The sequence below is a fragment of the Natronosalvus sp. KLKA75 genome, assembly GCF_059736265.1.
Map to the genome: position 1 here is coordinate 1,356,552 of NZ_CM185522.1, position 15,892 is coordinate 1,372,443.

Here is a 15,892-nt window from a genome sequence, read left to right on the forward strand (position 1 = left end):
CGTACTGATCATGCCGAGAGATACCTCCGTATCTGTTCGTCGTCGGCGGTGACGCCCTCCGTCGAACCCGACTCGACGACCGTACCGTGATCGAGCAGGTAGAAGCGATCGGCGAGGTCCATCGCCAGCGGGAAGTTCTGCTCGACCAGCACCATCGTGGTGTCCGCGGAGACGTCGCGCAGGGCCTCGACGACCTGGTCGACGATCAGCGGGGCTAACCCCTCACTCGGCTCGTCGACCAGGAGGAGATCGTTTCCGCCGACGATGCCCCTGGCGATGGCCAGCATCTGCTGTTGCCCGCCGCTCAGGTTCCGGGCTTCCTTCTCGCGGAAGCGCTCGAGGTCCGGGAACAGGTCGAACATCTCGTCTCGCAGCACGTCGAAGTCGCCCTCCGGGCCGACAGCGACCCGCAGGTTCTCCTCGACGCTGAGGTAGCCGAACATCCGTCGCTCCTCGGGTACCCAGCCGATGCCGCGGGAGGCGACCTCGTGCGTCGGGAGGTCGGTGACGTCCTCGCCCGCGTAGCGAACCGTTCCCTCTCGCGGCGGCGTCAACTGGAGGATCGTCCGCAGAGTCGTCGTCTTCCCGACGCCGTTGCGGCCGATCAGAGCGACGACCTCGCCCTCTTCGACGTGGAGGTCCACGCCCTGGAGGATGTGGCTCTCGCCGTAGTACGTGTGGACGCCTTCGAGCTCGAGCAGGCTCACGACGCCACCCCCGTCGACGACCCGGTCCCGTCGTCGGTTCGGGAGGATCCGGCGTCGCTACCACTGTCACTGCCGCCGTCACCGTCGCCGTCGCCGTCGTAGCCCCCCAGATACGCCCGCTGGACGGCCTCGCTCTCGCGAACCGTCTCGGGCTCGCCGTCGGCGATCAACTCGCCGCGGTTGAGCACTGCGATGCGATCGCTGATCCCCATGACGACGTCCATGTTGTGCTCGATTAGCATGACCGCGTGATCGGCGGCGACGTCCTCGATAATCGCCGTGACCTGGTCGACATCTTCGCTCGAGACGCCCGCGGTCGGTTCGTCGAGCAACAGCACGTCCGGGTCGCCGGCCAGTGCGATGCCAATCTCGAGGTTGCGCTTCTCGCCGTGGCTCAGGTTCTGGGCGGTCCGGTCGGCTTCCGCAGCGAGGCCAACCCGCTCGAGGATGGCCTCGGCTTCGGCGTAGTGGTCGTCGAAGGCGCCGACGTTGCGCCAGAACCGCCAGGAGTCGTTGCCGCGGTGGGCCTGGACGGCCACGCGGACGTTCTCGAGGACCGAAACGGTCGGGAAGACGTTCGTGATCTGGTAGGACCGGTGCAGGCCGAGTAGCGCCGTCTCGTGGGGCGGGGCGTCGGTGATGTCGACCCACTGTCTGGACTCGTCACTGGTTGTTGCGGTCGACCCGGTGTCGATTGCAGTCGATTCAGCGGCGGCGGCGCGACGAGCGCCGTCGCTACCGCTCGGGGCGAACTCGACCGTCCCCTGCGTCGGCTCGAGCACGCCCGTCAGCAGGTTGAAAAACGTCGTCTTCCCGGCCCCGTTCGGACCGATCACCGAGCAGAGTTCGCCGGCCTCGAGGCTGAAGTCAACGCCGTCGACGGCGGTGATGCCGCCGAACTCCTTCGTCAAATTGGTCGTCCGGAGCACCATGACGATCAGTTCAGCGAACAGCTAGCCTCGTCGGCCGGGATCATGACCTCGTCGGCCGGGATGGTCTCGACCGGCTCGCCCGGCATCACGGCGGCGTCCCAGTACTCGGAGACGTCGTCGCTGGTCGGGACCGGCCAGGCGACAGTCATCGCCGAGGCGGCCTGGTTGTTGTGCTCCTGGAAGGTGTACGCGCCCTCGCCCTTCGGCGTGTCCGTCACCGTCATGCCGCGCATCGCGTCGGCGATGTCGCCGCTGTCGACCGATCCGGTCTCGTCGATAGCCTGGACGAGCGCCGAGCCGCTGACGAAGGTGCCCGCGCTGAACAGGTCGGGCATGAGGCCGTACGCCTCGGTGTGCATATCGATGAAAGCGTCGTTGATCTCGTTGTCGTACTGGTTCCAGTGGTAGCGGGTCGTGAACGGTCCGAGCCCGGACGCCTGGATGTCCTCGGCCGTGAAGTCCTCGCCGAGGGTCGCCTCGACGGCTTGACCCGTGATCTGGGTCGTTACGAGCTCCGCAAACCCGCCGAAGGCCTGGATCTCGTCGTACGCCATCGCCGTTGGGAGAAACTCTGGCAGCGTGATAAAGGTGAACCCGCCGACGACGCCGTCTGCGCCCTGGTCGAGGGCTTCGTCGAACAGTCCCTCGAACTCGCTGTACCCCGGCTCGACGAACCGCGGCTCGAGTACCTCGACGCCCTCGCTCTCGAGCACTTCGGTGTAGTTGTTCGCGACGCCTTCGCCGAAGGCACCCTCTGCGGCGAAGATGGCGACCGTCGAGACGTCACCCTGTTGGGCGACGTATCGACCGCCCGCGCGGGCGTCCATCCCCGTGTGTTCGCTCGCCCGGAAGAGCAACTCGTGACAGTGCTCGCTCGAGGCGGTGATGTCCGCGTCCGCGGACGGTCCCGCGATGTACGGAATCCCGGCCTCGTCGAGGATGTTCGCCGAGAGCCGGCGCGCGGAGTCGGAACTCGAGGCGCCAAAGAGGAGGTCGACCTCCTCGTCTAGCACGAGGCTTTCGGCGGCCTCCTGTGCCGTGTCCGGGACGAATCCGGTGTCCTCGACGATGAACTCGAAGGTTGGGCCGTCGTCGGGGTCGAGGGTGTGAGTTCCCGTCGTCATTTCGGTGACGGGGTCGATGTCGTACTTGTAGGCGATGCCCGAGTAGAAGCCCATGAGGCTGATCTGGCCGTAGTACTCGAGGTCGCCGGAGACAGGTTGTAAGGCGCCGATGCGGATCGTCTCGTCGGAGACCTGCTGGCTGCCGTTCCCGTCGCCGTTGCCATTGCCGTTCCCGTCGCTATCGCCGTTTCCACCATTACCGCCGTTGCCACCGTTCCCGCCGTTGCCGTTTCCGTTCTCGTCCGCGATACACCCTGCCAGTCCGGCCGATCCGAGCGCGGCGAGCGCACCCGTTCGCCGGAGCACGTCCCGCCGGTTGGTACCTCGTGCCATACTAGCTCACTAGATGGATTCCCCCTCCTAAGCAGGGACGGTTGATATACGAACCTCGAGGCGTCGACGGTCGTCTCGAACGTGTGTATTCGCTATAGAATGTGTACTAAAACAATATAATAGATATAGTGGTATCGGCTGTTTACCCGTGGCCAGCACCCCCACGTCACACAGCTTTTCGAGGTTGACGGCCTCGGAGTGGTCCGCAAAGTCGAAAGTGCCGAACGGTTGGCCGCCTCGAGCGGCGGCGCGTCTCGCCAATTCGGTCTCCAGGCCTCGGTCCCAATCCCTGGCGACTCGAGCACGTTCGGAACTCGAGGCAGGCCCTCGGAGGCAGTTCAGCCGAAAACAGGTACCGGCTCGTCGACCTCGAGCACGTCCGAGAACACGACGGTGTCGCCGATCTCGGCGTCACAGTCGCCCTCGAGACGGGCGGTCACGCGGGCGGTGCCCTCGGTGCCGAGGTCGATTACCGCGACGCGGTAGCTGCCCTCGAAGGCTGCCGGGGCGACGGCGATGGTCGTTACGGTATACACCGTTCCCTCCGTCGGCAGTTCGACCGTCTCGATCTCGCGGGAGCCACACTCGTTGCAGGCGGCCTTCGGCGCCGCCGTCTCGTTGCCGCAGGCGCCACAGCGCTGGCCCAGGAGCCGACCGTCGCGGAGCGCCTCGGTCCACTCGGCGTGGGTCAGGGGGTTGGGGAGTGCGTCGCTCATGCGTCCACCTCCAGGATGGAGACAATCGTGGTTCCGGCGTCGCCACCCAGGTTGTGTGCGAGCCCGCGACGGGCGCCCTCGACCTGGCGCTCGCCGGCCTCCCCGCGGAGGTGTTCGGTGAGTTCGACCAGCTGTGCGACCCCGGTGGCGCCGATGGGGTGGCCTTTCGCTTTGAGGCCGCCGCTCGGGTTGACTGGGATGCGACCGCCGAGCGCGGTTTCCCCGTCCGCGGCGGCCGGGCCGCCCTCGCCGTCCTCGAAGAAGCCGAGCGCCTCGATGGCCAGCACCTCCGCGCCGGTAAAGCAGTCGTGGAGTTCGACCACGTCGACGTCGTCGGGGCCGACGCCGGCCTGTTCGTAGGCCTGGCTCGCGGCATCTCGAGCCGACTGCGTCGCCGTGAAGTCGGCTTTGTCCGCGAGCGGAATCGTGTCCGTGGCGTGGCCGACACCGGAGACGGCGACGGACTCGCTCGAGAGGTCGGCCGCTGCCTCCTCGTTGGCGACGACGACCGCCGCTGCGCCGTCGGAGAACGGACAGCAGTCGAACAGGTGGAACGGCGAGGCGACGATCGGGCTCTCGAGGACCTCCTCAACCGTCGTCTCCGAGCCGAACTGCGCGCGCGGGTTGTAGGTTCCATGGTGGTGGTTCTTGACCGCGACGGCGGCGAGGTCCTCCTCGGTTGTCCCGTACTCGTGCATGTGCCGCGTCGTCAGCAGGCCGAAGACGCCGGGGAAGGAGAGTCCGGTCGGCTGTTCGTACTGGCGGTGAGAGGCGGAGGCGAAGACGGACGTCATTTCGGGCGTGTCGAGGCCCGTCGTCGGGGTGCAGCGTTCGACGCCGCCGACGAGGACGACGTCGTGCTGGCCGGCCTCGACCGCGCGGACGGCGTGTTTGAACGCGTTCGAGGAGGTCGCACAGGCGTCCTCGTAGCGCTGGCAGGGGATGCCCGCCAGGCCGATGTGACTCGCCAGCGTCGGCGCGAGGTGGGTGTCCCGCTCGGTTTGCCCGCCCATGGCGTTCCCGAGGTAGAACGACTCGATGGCGGGCGCGTCGACACCCGCGTCGTCCATCGCGTCGAACGCCGCGCTCGAGAAGAGTTCCGGAAGCGGCCGGTCGTGGACGCCGAAGTTGGTCATGCCAACCCCGACGATACGTGCCTGGTGCATACGCGAACGGAAGTGGTCCGTGTTCAAAAACAATGTGGAATTCCCGTCTCGTCGTCGGATCCGCGAGCGCCGCTACTCGAGGTCCTCGAGGGCGTCGACGACCCGTCGGAGGACCTTTCGCTCCGCGCGGCGGACGTTCTTCGAGACGGCCGTGTCGGAGACGTCGAACTCGTTGGCGAGCATCTGCAGAGTCGCTCCCCGGGGCTGGTCGAAGTAGCCCTTCTCTGCCGCGACCGTGAGCGTCTGGCGCTCGACGTCCGAGAGCGACCGACAGCCCTCGATCAGGTTACTCGCCGCGTCGGCGTTGTCGAGCACGTCGAAGAGGTCGGGCAGGTCGAGGGCGTCCTCGGTGAGGACGTCGAACTCGTTGTTGCGCTCGAGGTCGGCGAGGGCGTCGTCGGCCGTCCGGGACTCGTCGAAGCCGACCTCCCAGCGCTCGCTACCGTCCTCGATGTGGAACGGGCCGGTGATGTAGCCGCCGTTGTCTCGGATGACGCGCATCGCGTTCGTCTCGTCGATGACGGTTCGCAGGAGCGCCGTCCCCTCGTGTTTCTTGAAGAGCGTGCACTCGTACATGTTGTCGTGGGCCTGCAGCGTCGACAGGCCGGACTCGAGCGTCGACCGGTCCTCACCTTCGACCATCATCCGCGTCTCGAGTTCGCGTCGCTGGCCGTCGAACTCCCACTGAACGGCGGTGAACGACACGTCGTGATCGTCGGTCGTGTCGATGAACGGGCAGTCGTACTGCTCCATGTCCAGGGTGAGGTCGATCATTGACACGTATTGTTAGTTGAACGCCATAACCTTACCCGTCGATTTCGGGACGGAGAGCGGGTGAACAAAGCGCGAGTCACGGTTCGACCTCCGCTCCGTCGTCGGTCTCGTTGCGATTCTCGTCGCCTCTCGTTCCCTCGCTTCGATCCCCGGCGCCCTCGGCGCCCTCGTTCCGCCTCCCCTCGTCCTCGTCGCCCCCGAATCGATCCTCGAGCGCCGTCCGATCGATCTTCGACGGGCCGCTCATCGGCATCTCGTCGACGAACGCGAGGTACTTGGGAATCTTGAACCGCGCGAGTTTCCCCGAGAGGAACACCTCGAGGTCCTCCAGCGCCAGCGCGTCCCCGGGGGTGGCCGCGTTTGTCCGAGCTTCGTCGGTCAGTTCGACAACGGCCTTCCCGACCGTCCCCCACTGATCGTCGGGGACGCCGACGACGATCGCTTCCGCTACCGCGTCGTGATCGGCGATTACGTCCTCGACCTCGGGCGGGTAGACGTTCTCGCCCCCGCTGATGAACATGTTCTTCTTCCGGCCCTCGATGTGGTAGAATCCATCTTCGTCGACTCGGGCGAGGTCGCCGGTGGATACCCACCGGTCCCGGTCGGCCTCGTTCCCGAACGTCTCCCTGGTCGCCTCGGGGTTGCGCCAGTAGCCCGCCGACCCGTGCGGACCGCGCAACTCGAGTTCGCTGATCTCTCCGGTCTCGACCTCGCGTCCGTTTTCGTCGACGATCCGGGCGTCGGCGTGGAGGACCGGTTTGCCCACGCTCGCGACCTTCCCGGGGTCGTACTCGTCGGGCATCGCGAAGTTATTCGGGCCGATTTCGGTGAGGCCGTATCCCTGAGACATGTCGACGCCGCGGTCGCGCCATGCCTGCACGATGGCGTCTCTGCAGGGGCCACCGCCGCTCTTGACGAACCGCAGGCTCGAGAGGTCAGTCTGCCCCCAGTCGTCGTGGGTCGCCATCGACCGCAACACGGCGGGGACGGCCACGAGAACCGTCGCCTCGTGGGTTTCGACCTGCTCGAGGACGCGCCGGGGATCGACCTCGCGGTCGATGACCAGCGTGCCGCCCATGTGCATCAGCGGCAGAGTGATGACGTTCCAGCCACCAGTGTGGAAGTTCGGGAACACCATCGGCGTCACGTCGTCTGGCCGGAGCCCCCACGCAGTGATCGTGTTCGTGGAGTTCCAGTACAGCGAGCCGTGCGTGACCGTCGTCTCCTTCGGCGTCCCCGTCGATCCGCCGGTGTGGAGCAGGAGGTGCGGATCCGAGAGGGCTCGGTCGCGGCTCTCAACGGGGCCGTCGTCCGTCGGTAGCCTGTCGCGATAGACGTCCCACCCGCCGGCCGGTTCGTCGGTCTCGATCTCGAGCACCGCTGGATCCACGCTCGAGCGAGCCATCGCGTGCTCGAGGCGCTCGACGAACGGCGACTCGATGACGAGCAGGTTCGGGTCGACGAGTTCCAGCAGTTCGGCCAGTTCCGGCGGTGCGAGTCGGTAGGACAGCGGTGCGAGTACGCCACCGGTTTTGCCAGTCCCGAAGAACAGGTCGAAGACCTCGAGGCGATTTCGAGAGACGAGGGCGACCCGGGATCCCTCGCACACGTCGTAATCCTCGAGCAGCCGAGCCGTGCGATTCGCCCGCGATTCGAGGTCCGCGTACGTTGCTCGCGTGTCGTCGGTAGCGTCGACGATCGCCGTCCGGTCGGGCGAGAGCGACGCCCGCCTGGCGGTCCAGTCGCCGACCCAGCCGTAGTCGTCGTCGCTCCAGTTCACTCGCGATCACCGGCTTCGAGTGCGGTTTCTCCTTCAAGCTTGCCTCCCGTTTTGAGACTTGTCCTGATCGGGTTCGCCTCGAGGAAGTCGACCACCCGGTCGTTCACCCAGTCGGACCGCTCAACGAAGAAGAGGTGATGACCGCCGTCACAGACCTCGAGTCGGGCCTGCGGGATCAGGTTCTCGAGCAGACGGCCGTTCTCGACGGGGACGACCCGGTCGTCACTCCCGTGGAGGATCACTACTGGGACCTCGAGCGCCGACACCTCGTCCGCCGCGTCGAACTCGGCCACGCCCGCCGCCTGGGCCTTCCTGGCCGCGTCGCTCGCGTCGCTCTCGAGGCGCCAGTCGATAATGTCCTCGACTACGTTGGGATTTTCCTCGAAGAACGTCTCCGAAACTGCGGGGGCCATTCGATGACGAATCCGCTCGCGCTCGTCGACATCGTCGGGAACGGCGAACATCGCCGCCTGCGTCTCCTCGGGCACCGGAACTGCCTCCGGGCCGCCGGGGGTGGTACAGAGCAAAGAGAGGGTTACCGCGCGGTCGTACTCGAGGGCGTAGCGCTGGGCGATCATCCCGCCCATGCTCGCCCCGACCAGGTGGGCGCGGTCGACGCCCGCGTCCGCGAGCACGGCCTCAAGGTCGTCCGCCATCTCTTCGATCGTGTACGGTCCCTCGGGGGCGTCGGAGTCGCCCGTTCCCCGGTTATCCCACAGGATCGTCCGATACTCGTCGGCCAGTGCGTCGCGCTGCCAGCGCCACATCCACCGGCCGTAGCCGAGTCCCTCGACGAAGACGACGGGTTCCCCGTCCGGGTCGCCGCCAACCTCGTAGGCGAGTTCCACGTCGCCGTTGGTCGCTCGAGTCATGCTAGCCTAGTTTCCCTCCGCGCTCAAGTACACCGACGTTCGAGTATCAACCCGCGACTACACGCGGGTCGCGACGAAAGAACAGGTATGTCGACTGCCAGTCCCGGTGACCGAAGCGAGGTCAGCCAGCGAATCACGACCGACCACATCGAGCGCTTCGCCGATCTCACCGGCGACGAGAACCCGCTTCACCTCGACCCCGAGTACGCCGCAGAGGGCCTCTTCGACGGCCCCGTCGCCCACGGCATGCTCGTGGCGGGTCTCATTTCGAGTGCCCTCGCCTCCCTCCCTGGCGAAGTCGTCTACCTCTCCCAGGACCTCTCGTTCGAGGCGCCAGTCTATCCCGGCCAGACCGTCACCGCGACGGCCGAAGTGCTCGAGGACCTGGGCGACGATCGCTACCGCGTCGAGACGATCGCCCGCGTCGAGGACGACGTGGTCGTCTCGGGCGAAGCCACGGTACTCTCACTCGCTCACGAGGGGTGACTGGCGTTCATAGCCCGTTCGCGGTTTGATAGGGAGACGCTTTGAGGACTACACGAGCACGCGCTCGAGCGAGACCACGGTTCCCGAGTCGGCCCCGTGATCGCCGACGAGCCGACCTAGACAGACTGCCGCACCATTGGGTGTATAACAGGCCACGAGCGGGGCACCACCGCCTCGGTTCGCGGCATCTGCGGCGCCGTCGTCGACCTCGAGTACTCCGGGCGCGTACACCGGCGCCCCGGTGGCGACCGACTCGGCGGCACTGGGGGCAATGGTGACTCGAGGGACGTCCGCGAGAATACGCTCGGCCGGTTCGACCACGTCCAGGAGCGGGTCGGGATCGTCGTCCTCGAGCCAGAACGCGAGCGCGTCGAGGAAGTCCCGGGCCGAGTGAAGCGTTCGGTCGTCGAACGGCGTCGTCGCCGTCCGACGAAGGTGGCCCATGTGCCCGCCCGTCCCTAGCGCGAGACCGAGGTCGTGACAGAGTTTGCGGACGTAGGTGCCGCTCTCACAACGGATTCGCAGGAGGACCTGCCGGTCGCTCGTTTCGAGCACCTCGAGATCGTAAATCTCGCGCACGCGAACCCGCCGCGAGACGGCGCTCTTTCGCGGCGGCTTTTGGTAGATCGGCCCCTCGAACTCTTCGACGACGGACTCGGCGTCGTGGGGGACCGGGGCGTGACACTCGAGGACGGCCACGTACTCCTTGTGGCCCTCGAGGAACACCGGCGCCAGCCGGGTCGCGTGGCCGAGCATGATCGGCAGACAGCCCGTGACCTTCGGGTCGAGCGTGCCAGCGTGGGATGCCCGATCGATTGGCTCTGCGTCGGCCGCTTCGAGGGTCTCGGCGACGGCGTCGCGCAGCCAGCCGCTGACCTGGTGGGAGGACGGCCCCGGCGGCTTGTCGAGATTGACGACGCCGAACTGAAGGAGCGCCGCTGGCGACCGTTCCTCGGGGGGACCGCGACGGATCATCAGAACTCGTAGTCGACGTCGACGGGCGTTTTCCCCTCGTCGGCGGCCGGATCGTACGCCTCGACGGCCGTCACGAGCGTGTCGGCGACGGCCTCGGGGCTCCAGCGCGCGGTGCTTATCGAGAGGTCGTAGATGCTCAGGTCGCCGAACTCGATCCCGTAGTACTTGCGGTATCGTCCAACCTCGCTGGCTTCCCGTGCGCGCGTCTCTTCCGTCGCCCGTTCCGGGGATTTGTCCTCGCGGTCGGCGATCCGCTCTCCCCTGATCGCCAGCGGCGCGTCGAGCCAGAACTTGAGGTCGGCCTGTTCGGCTGCCAGCCAGCCGGCTAGTCGCGACTCGAGGACGACGTCGTCGCGCTCGACGGCGATCTCGCGCAGTCGTCGGTCGAGGTCGCGGTCGATTTCGTCGTTCTCCTCGGCGAGTTTGTTGAACTCGAGGGGGGTGTAGCCGCGTTCGTCCGCGAGTTGACGGAAGATATCGCCACCGCTGACGTGCTCGAGGCCGAACTCTTCGGCCAGTAACGCCGCATTCGTCGTCTTTCCTCCGCCCGGCGGTCCGGAGACGGTCAGCAACATACTCGAAGTGCGCGGGGCCACCTCAAAGGGGTTTTGAATCGCTCGAGGCGGGCCGAGGCAAACCGGGAGCCTGTGACCGGTGTCGAACCGTGAAAACCGACTCGCTCAACTCGTGTCGGGGGACATGTCGATGTTGAGCGCCTTGCGCAACAGCTGGACGAAACCCATCGAGCACAGGAAGTACCAGACGATCCACGCGCGCATGGGGCCGATGACGCCCTCCTGCCACTCGACTTCGCCGACCATCGGCATGACCACGGTTTGCTCGATGGTCTGGGGGCCGGTGCCGTGGATCCGGTAGTACATCCACAGGAACAGCGGAATCGTAAAGAGCATGATCCAGACCATCGGTCGGAACTGCTCTTTGAACATCCCGAGGTTGTCGGCCATCGCTTCCATCTGCTCTTCTTGTACCTGCTGGAGCTCGTTGTCGAGTTTCTCGATCTCGGCTTCGCTCGCGCCCCGCTTCTCGGCTTCTTTCTTGCGATCCTGGACCTCGGAGCGCTTGTCCTGCATGGCCTTCATGCGCTCTTGGTACTTCCCCATCCGCTCCATGTTCATCAGGTTCGCCTGCAGGAGCGTCGAGTACAGACCCGTCATGATCGCGATGGCGAGGATCACGGTGTAAAAGGGCATGCTCGTCGCCAGGGGCCCGAGGGCGACGTCGAGTACGCTGCCGACGGTGTCCCTGACGGAGGTGATCCAGTAGCCGAACATGAACAACAGCGCGGTCACCCCCGCAATCTTGTCCCACTGCGACCACTTCGATTCTTCGGCGTCGATCTCGGGCAGGTCCTCGGAGAGGCCGCCGTCCTCGCCGTCGCCGTCGAGGGCGTCGTCGAACGCCGACCGATCGGCGATCTCGAACCCGTCCTGGCCGTCGACGAGGATCCCCTTCTCGATGAGTCGGCCCCACTGGCCACTCGACAGGTCGTCGCGGACGTCCGCCCACTCGACCTCGCCGCCGTTCTCGTCGGCCTTCCGGCGGATCGCCTCGAGGGCCTCCTCGAACGACGAGTCCTCGCGGACGAGGGCGCCTATTTTCTCCGCTGTGCGCGTCATCTGTTTTGGGCTAGGTCACCTTCGGTATACAAGTGTTTATCTTCGGTGGCGAGGCGGTCGTGGACGATAGGTCTCGGTTCGCTCGAGCGCTGCCGACCCACGGGCGATGAGACGTTTGTCGATGTATCGATGAGCAGCGCCTGCACCGCTTCAACGTCTCCTATCCACCCACGGGGGAGTTTCAAGCCGTCCTATCCGATCCGAAGGCAGTGGTCGAGACAACGGCCTGTCTGCCGATTTCGGGAACCTGGACTCTCGGGAGGGGGTATCCACCGGCAATATCTGGTGGTTTTTTATAATGTGTCTTTCTTGAATACAGAAATATGATTGGTGCATATATGGCTGGTGGGACAGCCGACCGGGGAGACGCCCCACTCGTTGGCATCGTTTTGCTATTTGGGATGGTATTCGTCGGGGCCGCGTTGGTTGCGGTGACCGGAATGGTCGCTATAGACACGCTTGAGGGGGATCTCGACGACGAGCGAACCGAACAGACGTTCGCCACGTTCGACCACGAACTGACGACGTTGCTGCACTCGAGTTCGGATTCGGCGGCGGTCACGATTCCCGGTGGGGAGGACGGGACCTACCGGCTGACCGATTCCGGAACAGCGTCGCTGACGGCGGCCAATCGATTCCAACAGTCGTGCACGGTGCTCGACGACGTCACGCTCGGCACGCTCGAGTACGAATCCGATGGGAAGCGACTCGCCAAACAGGCGGGAGGAACCTGGAGACACACCGACGACGGAACCGTGATACAGTCGAAACCAGACCTTCGGTACGTCGCCGACAGTCGCGGGACGCAGTACCTCGAGTTCTCCGTCTCGGATCTTCAGGGGGACGTCGGAGTCGGTGAGCACTCGATGACGGCGACGCGGAGCAAAACGGGGACGAGCGACTGTGTATCTGATCTGGGATTCGTCAGGTACGTCCACCTCGAGATCACGGACGAGACCTACCACGACGGCTGGTACGACTTCCTGAGCGAGGAGTTCGAAGCGACCGACGTGGAAGATGCCGCAGTCGAGGACTGCTCGCTCGAGAACGCGGGCGACGAGAACGTCATCTGTCACGACGAATCGACGGGGACGGTGTCAGTTCTCGCCACGGTCGACGTCGATCGGCCCATCGACGACTATCTCGGCGTCGATCCCACGATTTACGGCGGCCTCTACGTGTCGGACGAGACGGTCCAGTTAGGGACCCACGAATCTCTCACCGTCGACTCCTACGATGGACGCGTAGCATCGTACGCCGATTCGGGTAACGTAACTGACGACCTCTTCGTTGCGAATGTCGATAAGCTCTGGGTACAACAGGCCGAAATTACCGGGTTTCCGGTGGTGAACGGCGACATCCAGATCCAGCCCGAGGCGGACGTCTCACCGGCCGCGTTGTACGTCGGGGAGGATCGCTCACCGGCGAGCGTCGACGTTCCGACCGCGAAGTTGGCGGACGGGTTCGATTCCATCGAACCGATCGACGACGAGATTACGCGCACGACGACGCTGCTCGAAAACGAGACGAAACTCGAGGGGGACACAGACGATGATATCGACGCCGGAGCGTACTCCGTCGATGGCGATTTCACTCGTGAAGGCATCGAATTCGACACGACCAGTGGCGACGTCTACGTCGCTGTCGACGGCGATGTCTCTCTCGAGGACGTCACCGTTGTCGGCCCGGGACAGGTCAGTATCTATGCCGGCGGTTCTGCAATCAATCTCGAGTCCGTGACGGTCCCGGACGACCGGGCGTCACAGCTCTGGGTGTACGGGACGAGTGAAACCGACGTCGCTGTCGCAGGCACGGTCCAGGGCGTCGTCTACGCGCCAGGTGCGGGTTCCCTCGAGGTTGAACACGGGACCGACATCTACGGCGCCATCGTGACCGGGACGTTCGAAGGGATCGGCGAACCGGGGAACGCCGACGGCGGTTCCGACCTCGAGGTACACTTCGATCGATCACTTCGTACCGACGTCCCGATTCCAGAGGAGAACCGGACGCTCGAGTTCGAAAACGTGACGACTAGGAACCCGATCGACGTCGGGTTCGTCCTGGATCGATCGGGCTCGATGGGGCCGCATACGGTGTGGGAGGTGTACGGTGGAGGATCATGGCAGGAGCCGGTTCACACTGGCGAAATCGTCGTCGGGAGTCCGGTGAAGGTCAAACGGGCGGATGGAGGAGTTGAGCAGTTCTCTTGGTACGAACGGACGACAGTCGAGGAGGGAGACACGATCCGGTCCGTCGAGTCCCCCAACCAGGCGTGGGTTGGACACGATCATCCAGGATACGACCCCGACGGCCTTCGTGTCGACGCTACGCAATCGTTCATCGGTGAACTGAATGCATCAGACGCGCTGGAACCCCACCGACGTGATCGAGCAGCCGTAATCGAGTTCAACAGCGGTTCCCACCAAGTTCACGGCCTGTCAACTGACCTCGAGGCAGTCAACGACAGCGTCGAAAACAACATCGGTGGCGGCACCAATATGGCTGCCGGACTCGAGGCCGGCGTCAACGAACTCGAGGCTAACCCGCGAGATGCCGACCGCATCCTCGTCTTGTTGAGTGATGGTTTTAATGACCCTTCCGAACACGACGACGATACGCTCGAGGCGGCCGAAAACGCCGCCAATACGGGCATTTCGATTTACTCAATCGGGCTTGGAGATGGGGCAGACGAAGAATTATTGAAAGAGGTTGCCCAGACGACTGGCGGAGAGTATAGACACGCCAACAATGCGGACGACCTCGAAGACGTCTTCGATGGGATCGCGGAGGAAGTCGTCCAGGCCGATACGAGATTCGAGGTCCACGCCGACTACTCCGCCGTCGGCGGATCGAACGACTACGCCATCGCCGTCGATCACTGGAACGTTGAGATTGCAGAAGACTAGCAACTGACCGCTCGAGTCGACCGCCGTTATGCGTTCGCTTCGATCGTCGCCTTCACGCCCTCCCACACCTCGTCGGGCGCCTGCTCGCCGTCGACGCGCTCGAGCGACCCCTCTTTTTCATAATACTCGAGCACGGGCTCGGTGTTCTCTTGATACACCCGAAGCCGCTCGCGAACCGTCTCCTCGGTGTCGTCCTCGCGCTGCTCGAGTCGCTCCTCGACCTCCGGATCCTCCGGCGGGTTGTACTCCACGTGGTAGATGTCGCCCGTCTCAGGATCCATCCGGCGGCCCGTCAGCCGGTGAACGAGTTCCTCCTCGCTCACGTCGAGCGCCAGAACGACGTCCAGGTCGGTCATGTCCTCGAGTGCTTCGACCTGCTCGAGGTTGCGTGGGTAGCCGTCGAGGATGAATCCGTCGGCCGACGAGAGCGCCTCGTCGACGATGGCGTTGACGACCTCGTCGGGAACGAGTTCGCCCTGGTCCATGTACTCGGCCGGGGTATCGTACTCGAGGTCGAGGTGGGAGATGTCCATCTGCTTGTTCGACCGAAGGGCGTCGCCCGTGGTGATGTGTTCGACGTCGAAGTGCTCCACGATCTTTGCGCTCTGGGTCCCTTTCCCCGCCCCGGGGGCACCGAGGATGAGAATCCGTGGCTGTGCCATACCCCGTCCTTCTGCCCCAGCGCATAAAGGCTTAAAGAATGGCGCACAATCGTCCGGGTATGACGCGATTTTCGGCTGCCGACCCGCAGGAACGGCGACGCCTGATCGTCGACGCCATCGTCGCCCACCGCGAGCGGGCAAGTCCGTTCCTGACGATCGAAGTGGACGAAGCCGTCCTCGAGCGCGAGGACGCCCCGGATCCCGACCTGGGCGTGCCCTGGATCCAGTTCGCCGATGGAGTCGTGAGCCTCGACTGCACGGACGGCGAACTCGAGCGGTTGAAAACCCTCCTCTCTGAGTACCCGGCGTTCAAAATCGACGATTTGACGCGGCCGGACGACGCCGACGGAACGAATGTACGCGTGAGCGCGAAGGCCGACCCCAACCGGATCGCCCAGTTCTGCGAGCACGTTTTGCGTGCGGTCTTCGAGTGTCCAGAGGATGCGACGATCTGGATCGCCGCCGTGTGACGAACGCGGCGCTCGAGGGCGAGTGATCGGGTGCTGAGGCAACTCCGAGCGTCCTGGAATTAGGAAATCGTCAGGGAGCCGTCACCGTCTCCGTTCTCGTCGGCTCCTTCCTCCCACTCGAGTTCGAACTCGACGCTGAACTCGGCTGGACCGCCCGACTGCGAGGTTTCCCGCTCGGCCTTGACCTCGAACGTCGGCCGTCCCGGTGGTTGCATCGTGACCGAGTTGCCCCCGCTCTCGAGGACGAGGTCGTCACCGCTTTCCAGGCGATCGGCGACAGCTCGGAGGTAATCGGCGATTTCGTCCCTCGTCAGCGATTGCTCGAACGAAAAGAGCACTTCTTCTGGCATAC

16 protein-coding genes are annotated in these 15,892 nt (G+C 65.0%); 3 read left to right on the top strand and 13 right to left on the bottom strand.

Annotation, left to right across the window (positions count from 1 at the left end; all coding sequences use genetic code 11):
• Positions 1-8: 8 nt before the first annotated feature.
• From AC6I65_RS06650 to AC6I65_RS06685, 8 genes are all read right to left on the bottom strand, one after another.
• Entirely contained in the window at positions 9-707 is a 699-nt protein-coding gene (locus AC6I65_RS06650) for an ABC transporter ATP-binding protein (protein ID WP_497901145.1), read from the bottom strand.
• The gene (locus AC6I65_RS06655; RefSeq protein WP_497901146.1) at positions 704-1,639 is read right to left on the bottom strand and encodes an ABC transporter ATP-binding protein; all 936 of its coding nucleotides are present in this window, start codon (positions 1,637-1,639) and stop codon (positions 704-706) included. Before AC6I65_RS06655 ends, AC6I65_RS06650 begins: the two co-directional genes overlap by 4 nt.
• Positions 1,640-1,644: 5 nt before the next feature.
• On the bottom strand, positions 1,645-3,096 hold the full coding sequence (locus AC6I65_RS06660; RefSeq protein ID WP_497901147.1) for an ABC transporter substrate-binding protein: 1,452 nt from the start codon (positions 3,094-3,096) through the stop codon (positions 1,645-1,647).
• 338 nt (positions 3,097-3,434) lie between these two features.
• Positions 3,435-3,812 (bottom strand): Zn-ribbon domain-containing OB-fold protein, encoded by a 378-nt coding sequence (locus AC6I65_RS06665; protein ID WP_497901148.1) that lies wholly within the window; start codon positions 3,810-3,812, stop codon positions 3,435-3,437.
• Positions 3,809-4,978: a thiolase domain-containing protein gene (locus tag AC6I65_RS06670; RefSeq protein ID WP_497901149.1), complete on the bottom strand. Its 1,170-nt coding sequence runs from the start codon at positions 4,976-4,978 to the stop codon at positions 3,809-3,811. The genes AC6I65_RS06665 and AC6I65_RS06670 overlap by 4 nt, the downstream gene beginning before the upstream one ends.
• Before the next feature lie 72 nt (positions 4,979-5,050).
• Positions 5,051-5,752 carry a helix-turn-helix domain-containing protein gene (locus AC6I65_RS06675; RefSeq protein WP_497901150.1) on the bottom strand — a complete coding sequence of 234 codons (702 nt, stop codon included), beginning with the start codon at positions 5,750-5,752 and terminating at the stop codon, positions 5,051-5,053.
• Positions 5,753-5,828: 76 nt separating this feature from the next.
• Complete coding sequence (locus AC6I65_RS06680; RefSeq protein WP_497901151.1) at positions 5,829-7,532, bottom strand: AMP-binding protein; 1,704 nt, start codon at positions 7,530-7,532, stop codon at positions 5,829-5,831.
• On the bottom strand, positions 7,529-8,404 hold the full coding sequence (locus tag AC6I65_RS06685) for an alpha/beta fold hydrolase (RefSeq protein WP_497901152.1): 876 nt from the start codon (positions 8,402-8,404) through the stop codon (positions 7,529-7,531). The genes AC6I65_RS06680 and AC6I65_RS06685 overlap by 4 nt, the downstream gene beginning before the upstream one ends.
• A gap of 87 nt (positions 8,405-8,491) precedes the next feature.
• Here AC6I65_RS06685 and AC6I65_RS06690 point away from each other — a divergent pair, with 87 nt between their 5' ends.
• Complete coding sequence (locus tag AC6I65_RS06690) at positions 8,492-8,890, top strand: MaoC family dehydratase (RefSeq protein WP_497901153.1); 399 nt, start codon at positions 8,492-8,494, stop codon at positions 8,888-8,890.
• 48 nt (positions 8,891-8,938) lie between these two features.
• Here the strand turns inward: AC6I65_RS06690 and AC6I65_RS06695 are convergent, their stop codons facing one another.
• The 3 genes from AC6I65_RS06695 to AC6I65_RS06705 form a co-directional block, all read right to left on the bottom strand.
• Entirely contained in the window at positions 8,939-9,865 is a 927-nt protein-coding gene (locus AC6I65_RS06695; protein ID WP_497901154.1) for an RNA-guided pseudouridylation complex pseudouridine synthase subunit Cbf5, read from the bottom strand.
• A complete protein-coding gene (gene cmk / locus AC6I65_RS06700) occupies positions 9,865-10,440 on the bottom strand; it encodes a (d)CMP kinase (RefSeq protein ID WP_497901155.1) in 576 nt (191 codons plus the stop codon). Before cmk ends, AC6I65_RS06695 begins: the two co-directional genes overlap by 1 nt.
• Positions 10,441-10,545: 105 nt before the next feature.
• Positions 10,546-11,502 carry a DUF106 domain-containing protein gene (locus tag AC6I65_RS06705; protein WP_497901156.1) on the bottom strand — a complete coding sequence of 319 codons (957 nt, stop codon included), beginning with the start codon at positions 11,500-11,502 and terminating at the stop codon, positions 10,546-10,548.
• A gap of 338 nt (positions 11,503-11,840) precedes the next feature.
• On the opposite strand from AC6I65_RS06705, the gene AC6I65_RS06710 reads away from it, so the two are divergent.
• The gene (locus tag AC6I65_RS06710) at positions 11,841-14,408 is read left to right on the top strand and encodes a vWA domain-containing protein (protein ID WP_497901157.1); all 2,568 of its coding nucleotides are present in this window, start codon (positions 11,841-11,843) and stop codon (positions 14,406-14,408) included.
• 26 nt (positions 14,409-14,434) lie between these two features.
• Here AC6I65_RS06710 and AC6I65_RS06715 read toward each other — a convergent pair whose 3' ends face one another.
• Positions 14,435-15,070, bottom strand: coding sequence for an adenylate kinase (locus AC6I65_RS06715; protein ID WP_497901158.1), 636 nt, complete (start codon positions 15,068-15,070; stop codon positions 14,435-14,437).
• A 59-nt stretch (positions 15,071-15,129) separates the two neighbouring features.
• Here AC6I65_RS06715 and AC6I65_RS06720 point away from each other — a divergent pair, with 59 nt between their 5' ends.
• On the top strand, positions 15,130-15,540 hold the full coding sequence (locus AC6I65_RS06720; protein WP_497901159.1) for a DUF7975 family protein: 411 nt from the start codon (positions 15,130-15,132) through the stop codon (positions 15,538-15,540).
• A 59-nt stretch (positions 15,541-15,599) separates the two neighbouring features.
• Here AC6I65_RS06720 and AC6I65_RS06725 read toward each other — a convergent pair whose 3' ends face one another.
• Positions 15,600-15,890 (bottom strand): amphi-Trp domain-containing protein, encoded by a 291-nt coding sequence (locus AC6I65_RS06725; RefSeq protein ID WP_497901160.1) that lies wholly within the window; start codon positions 15,888-15,890, stop codon positions 15,600-15,602.
• Between the last annotated feature and the right edge of the window lie 2 nt (positions 15,891-15,892).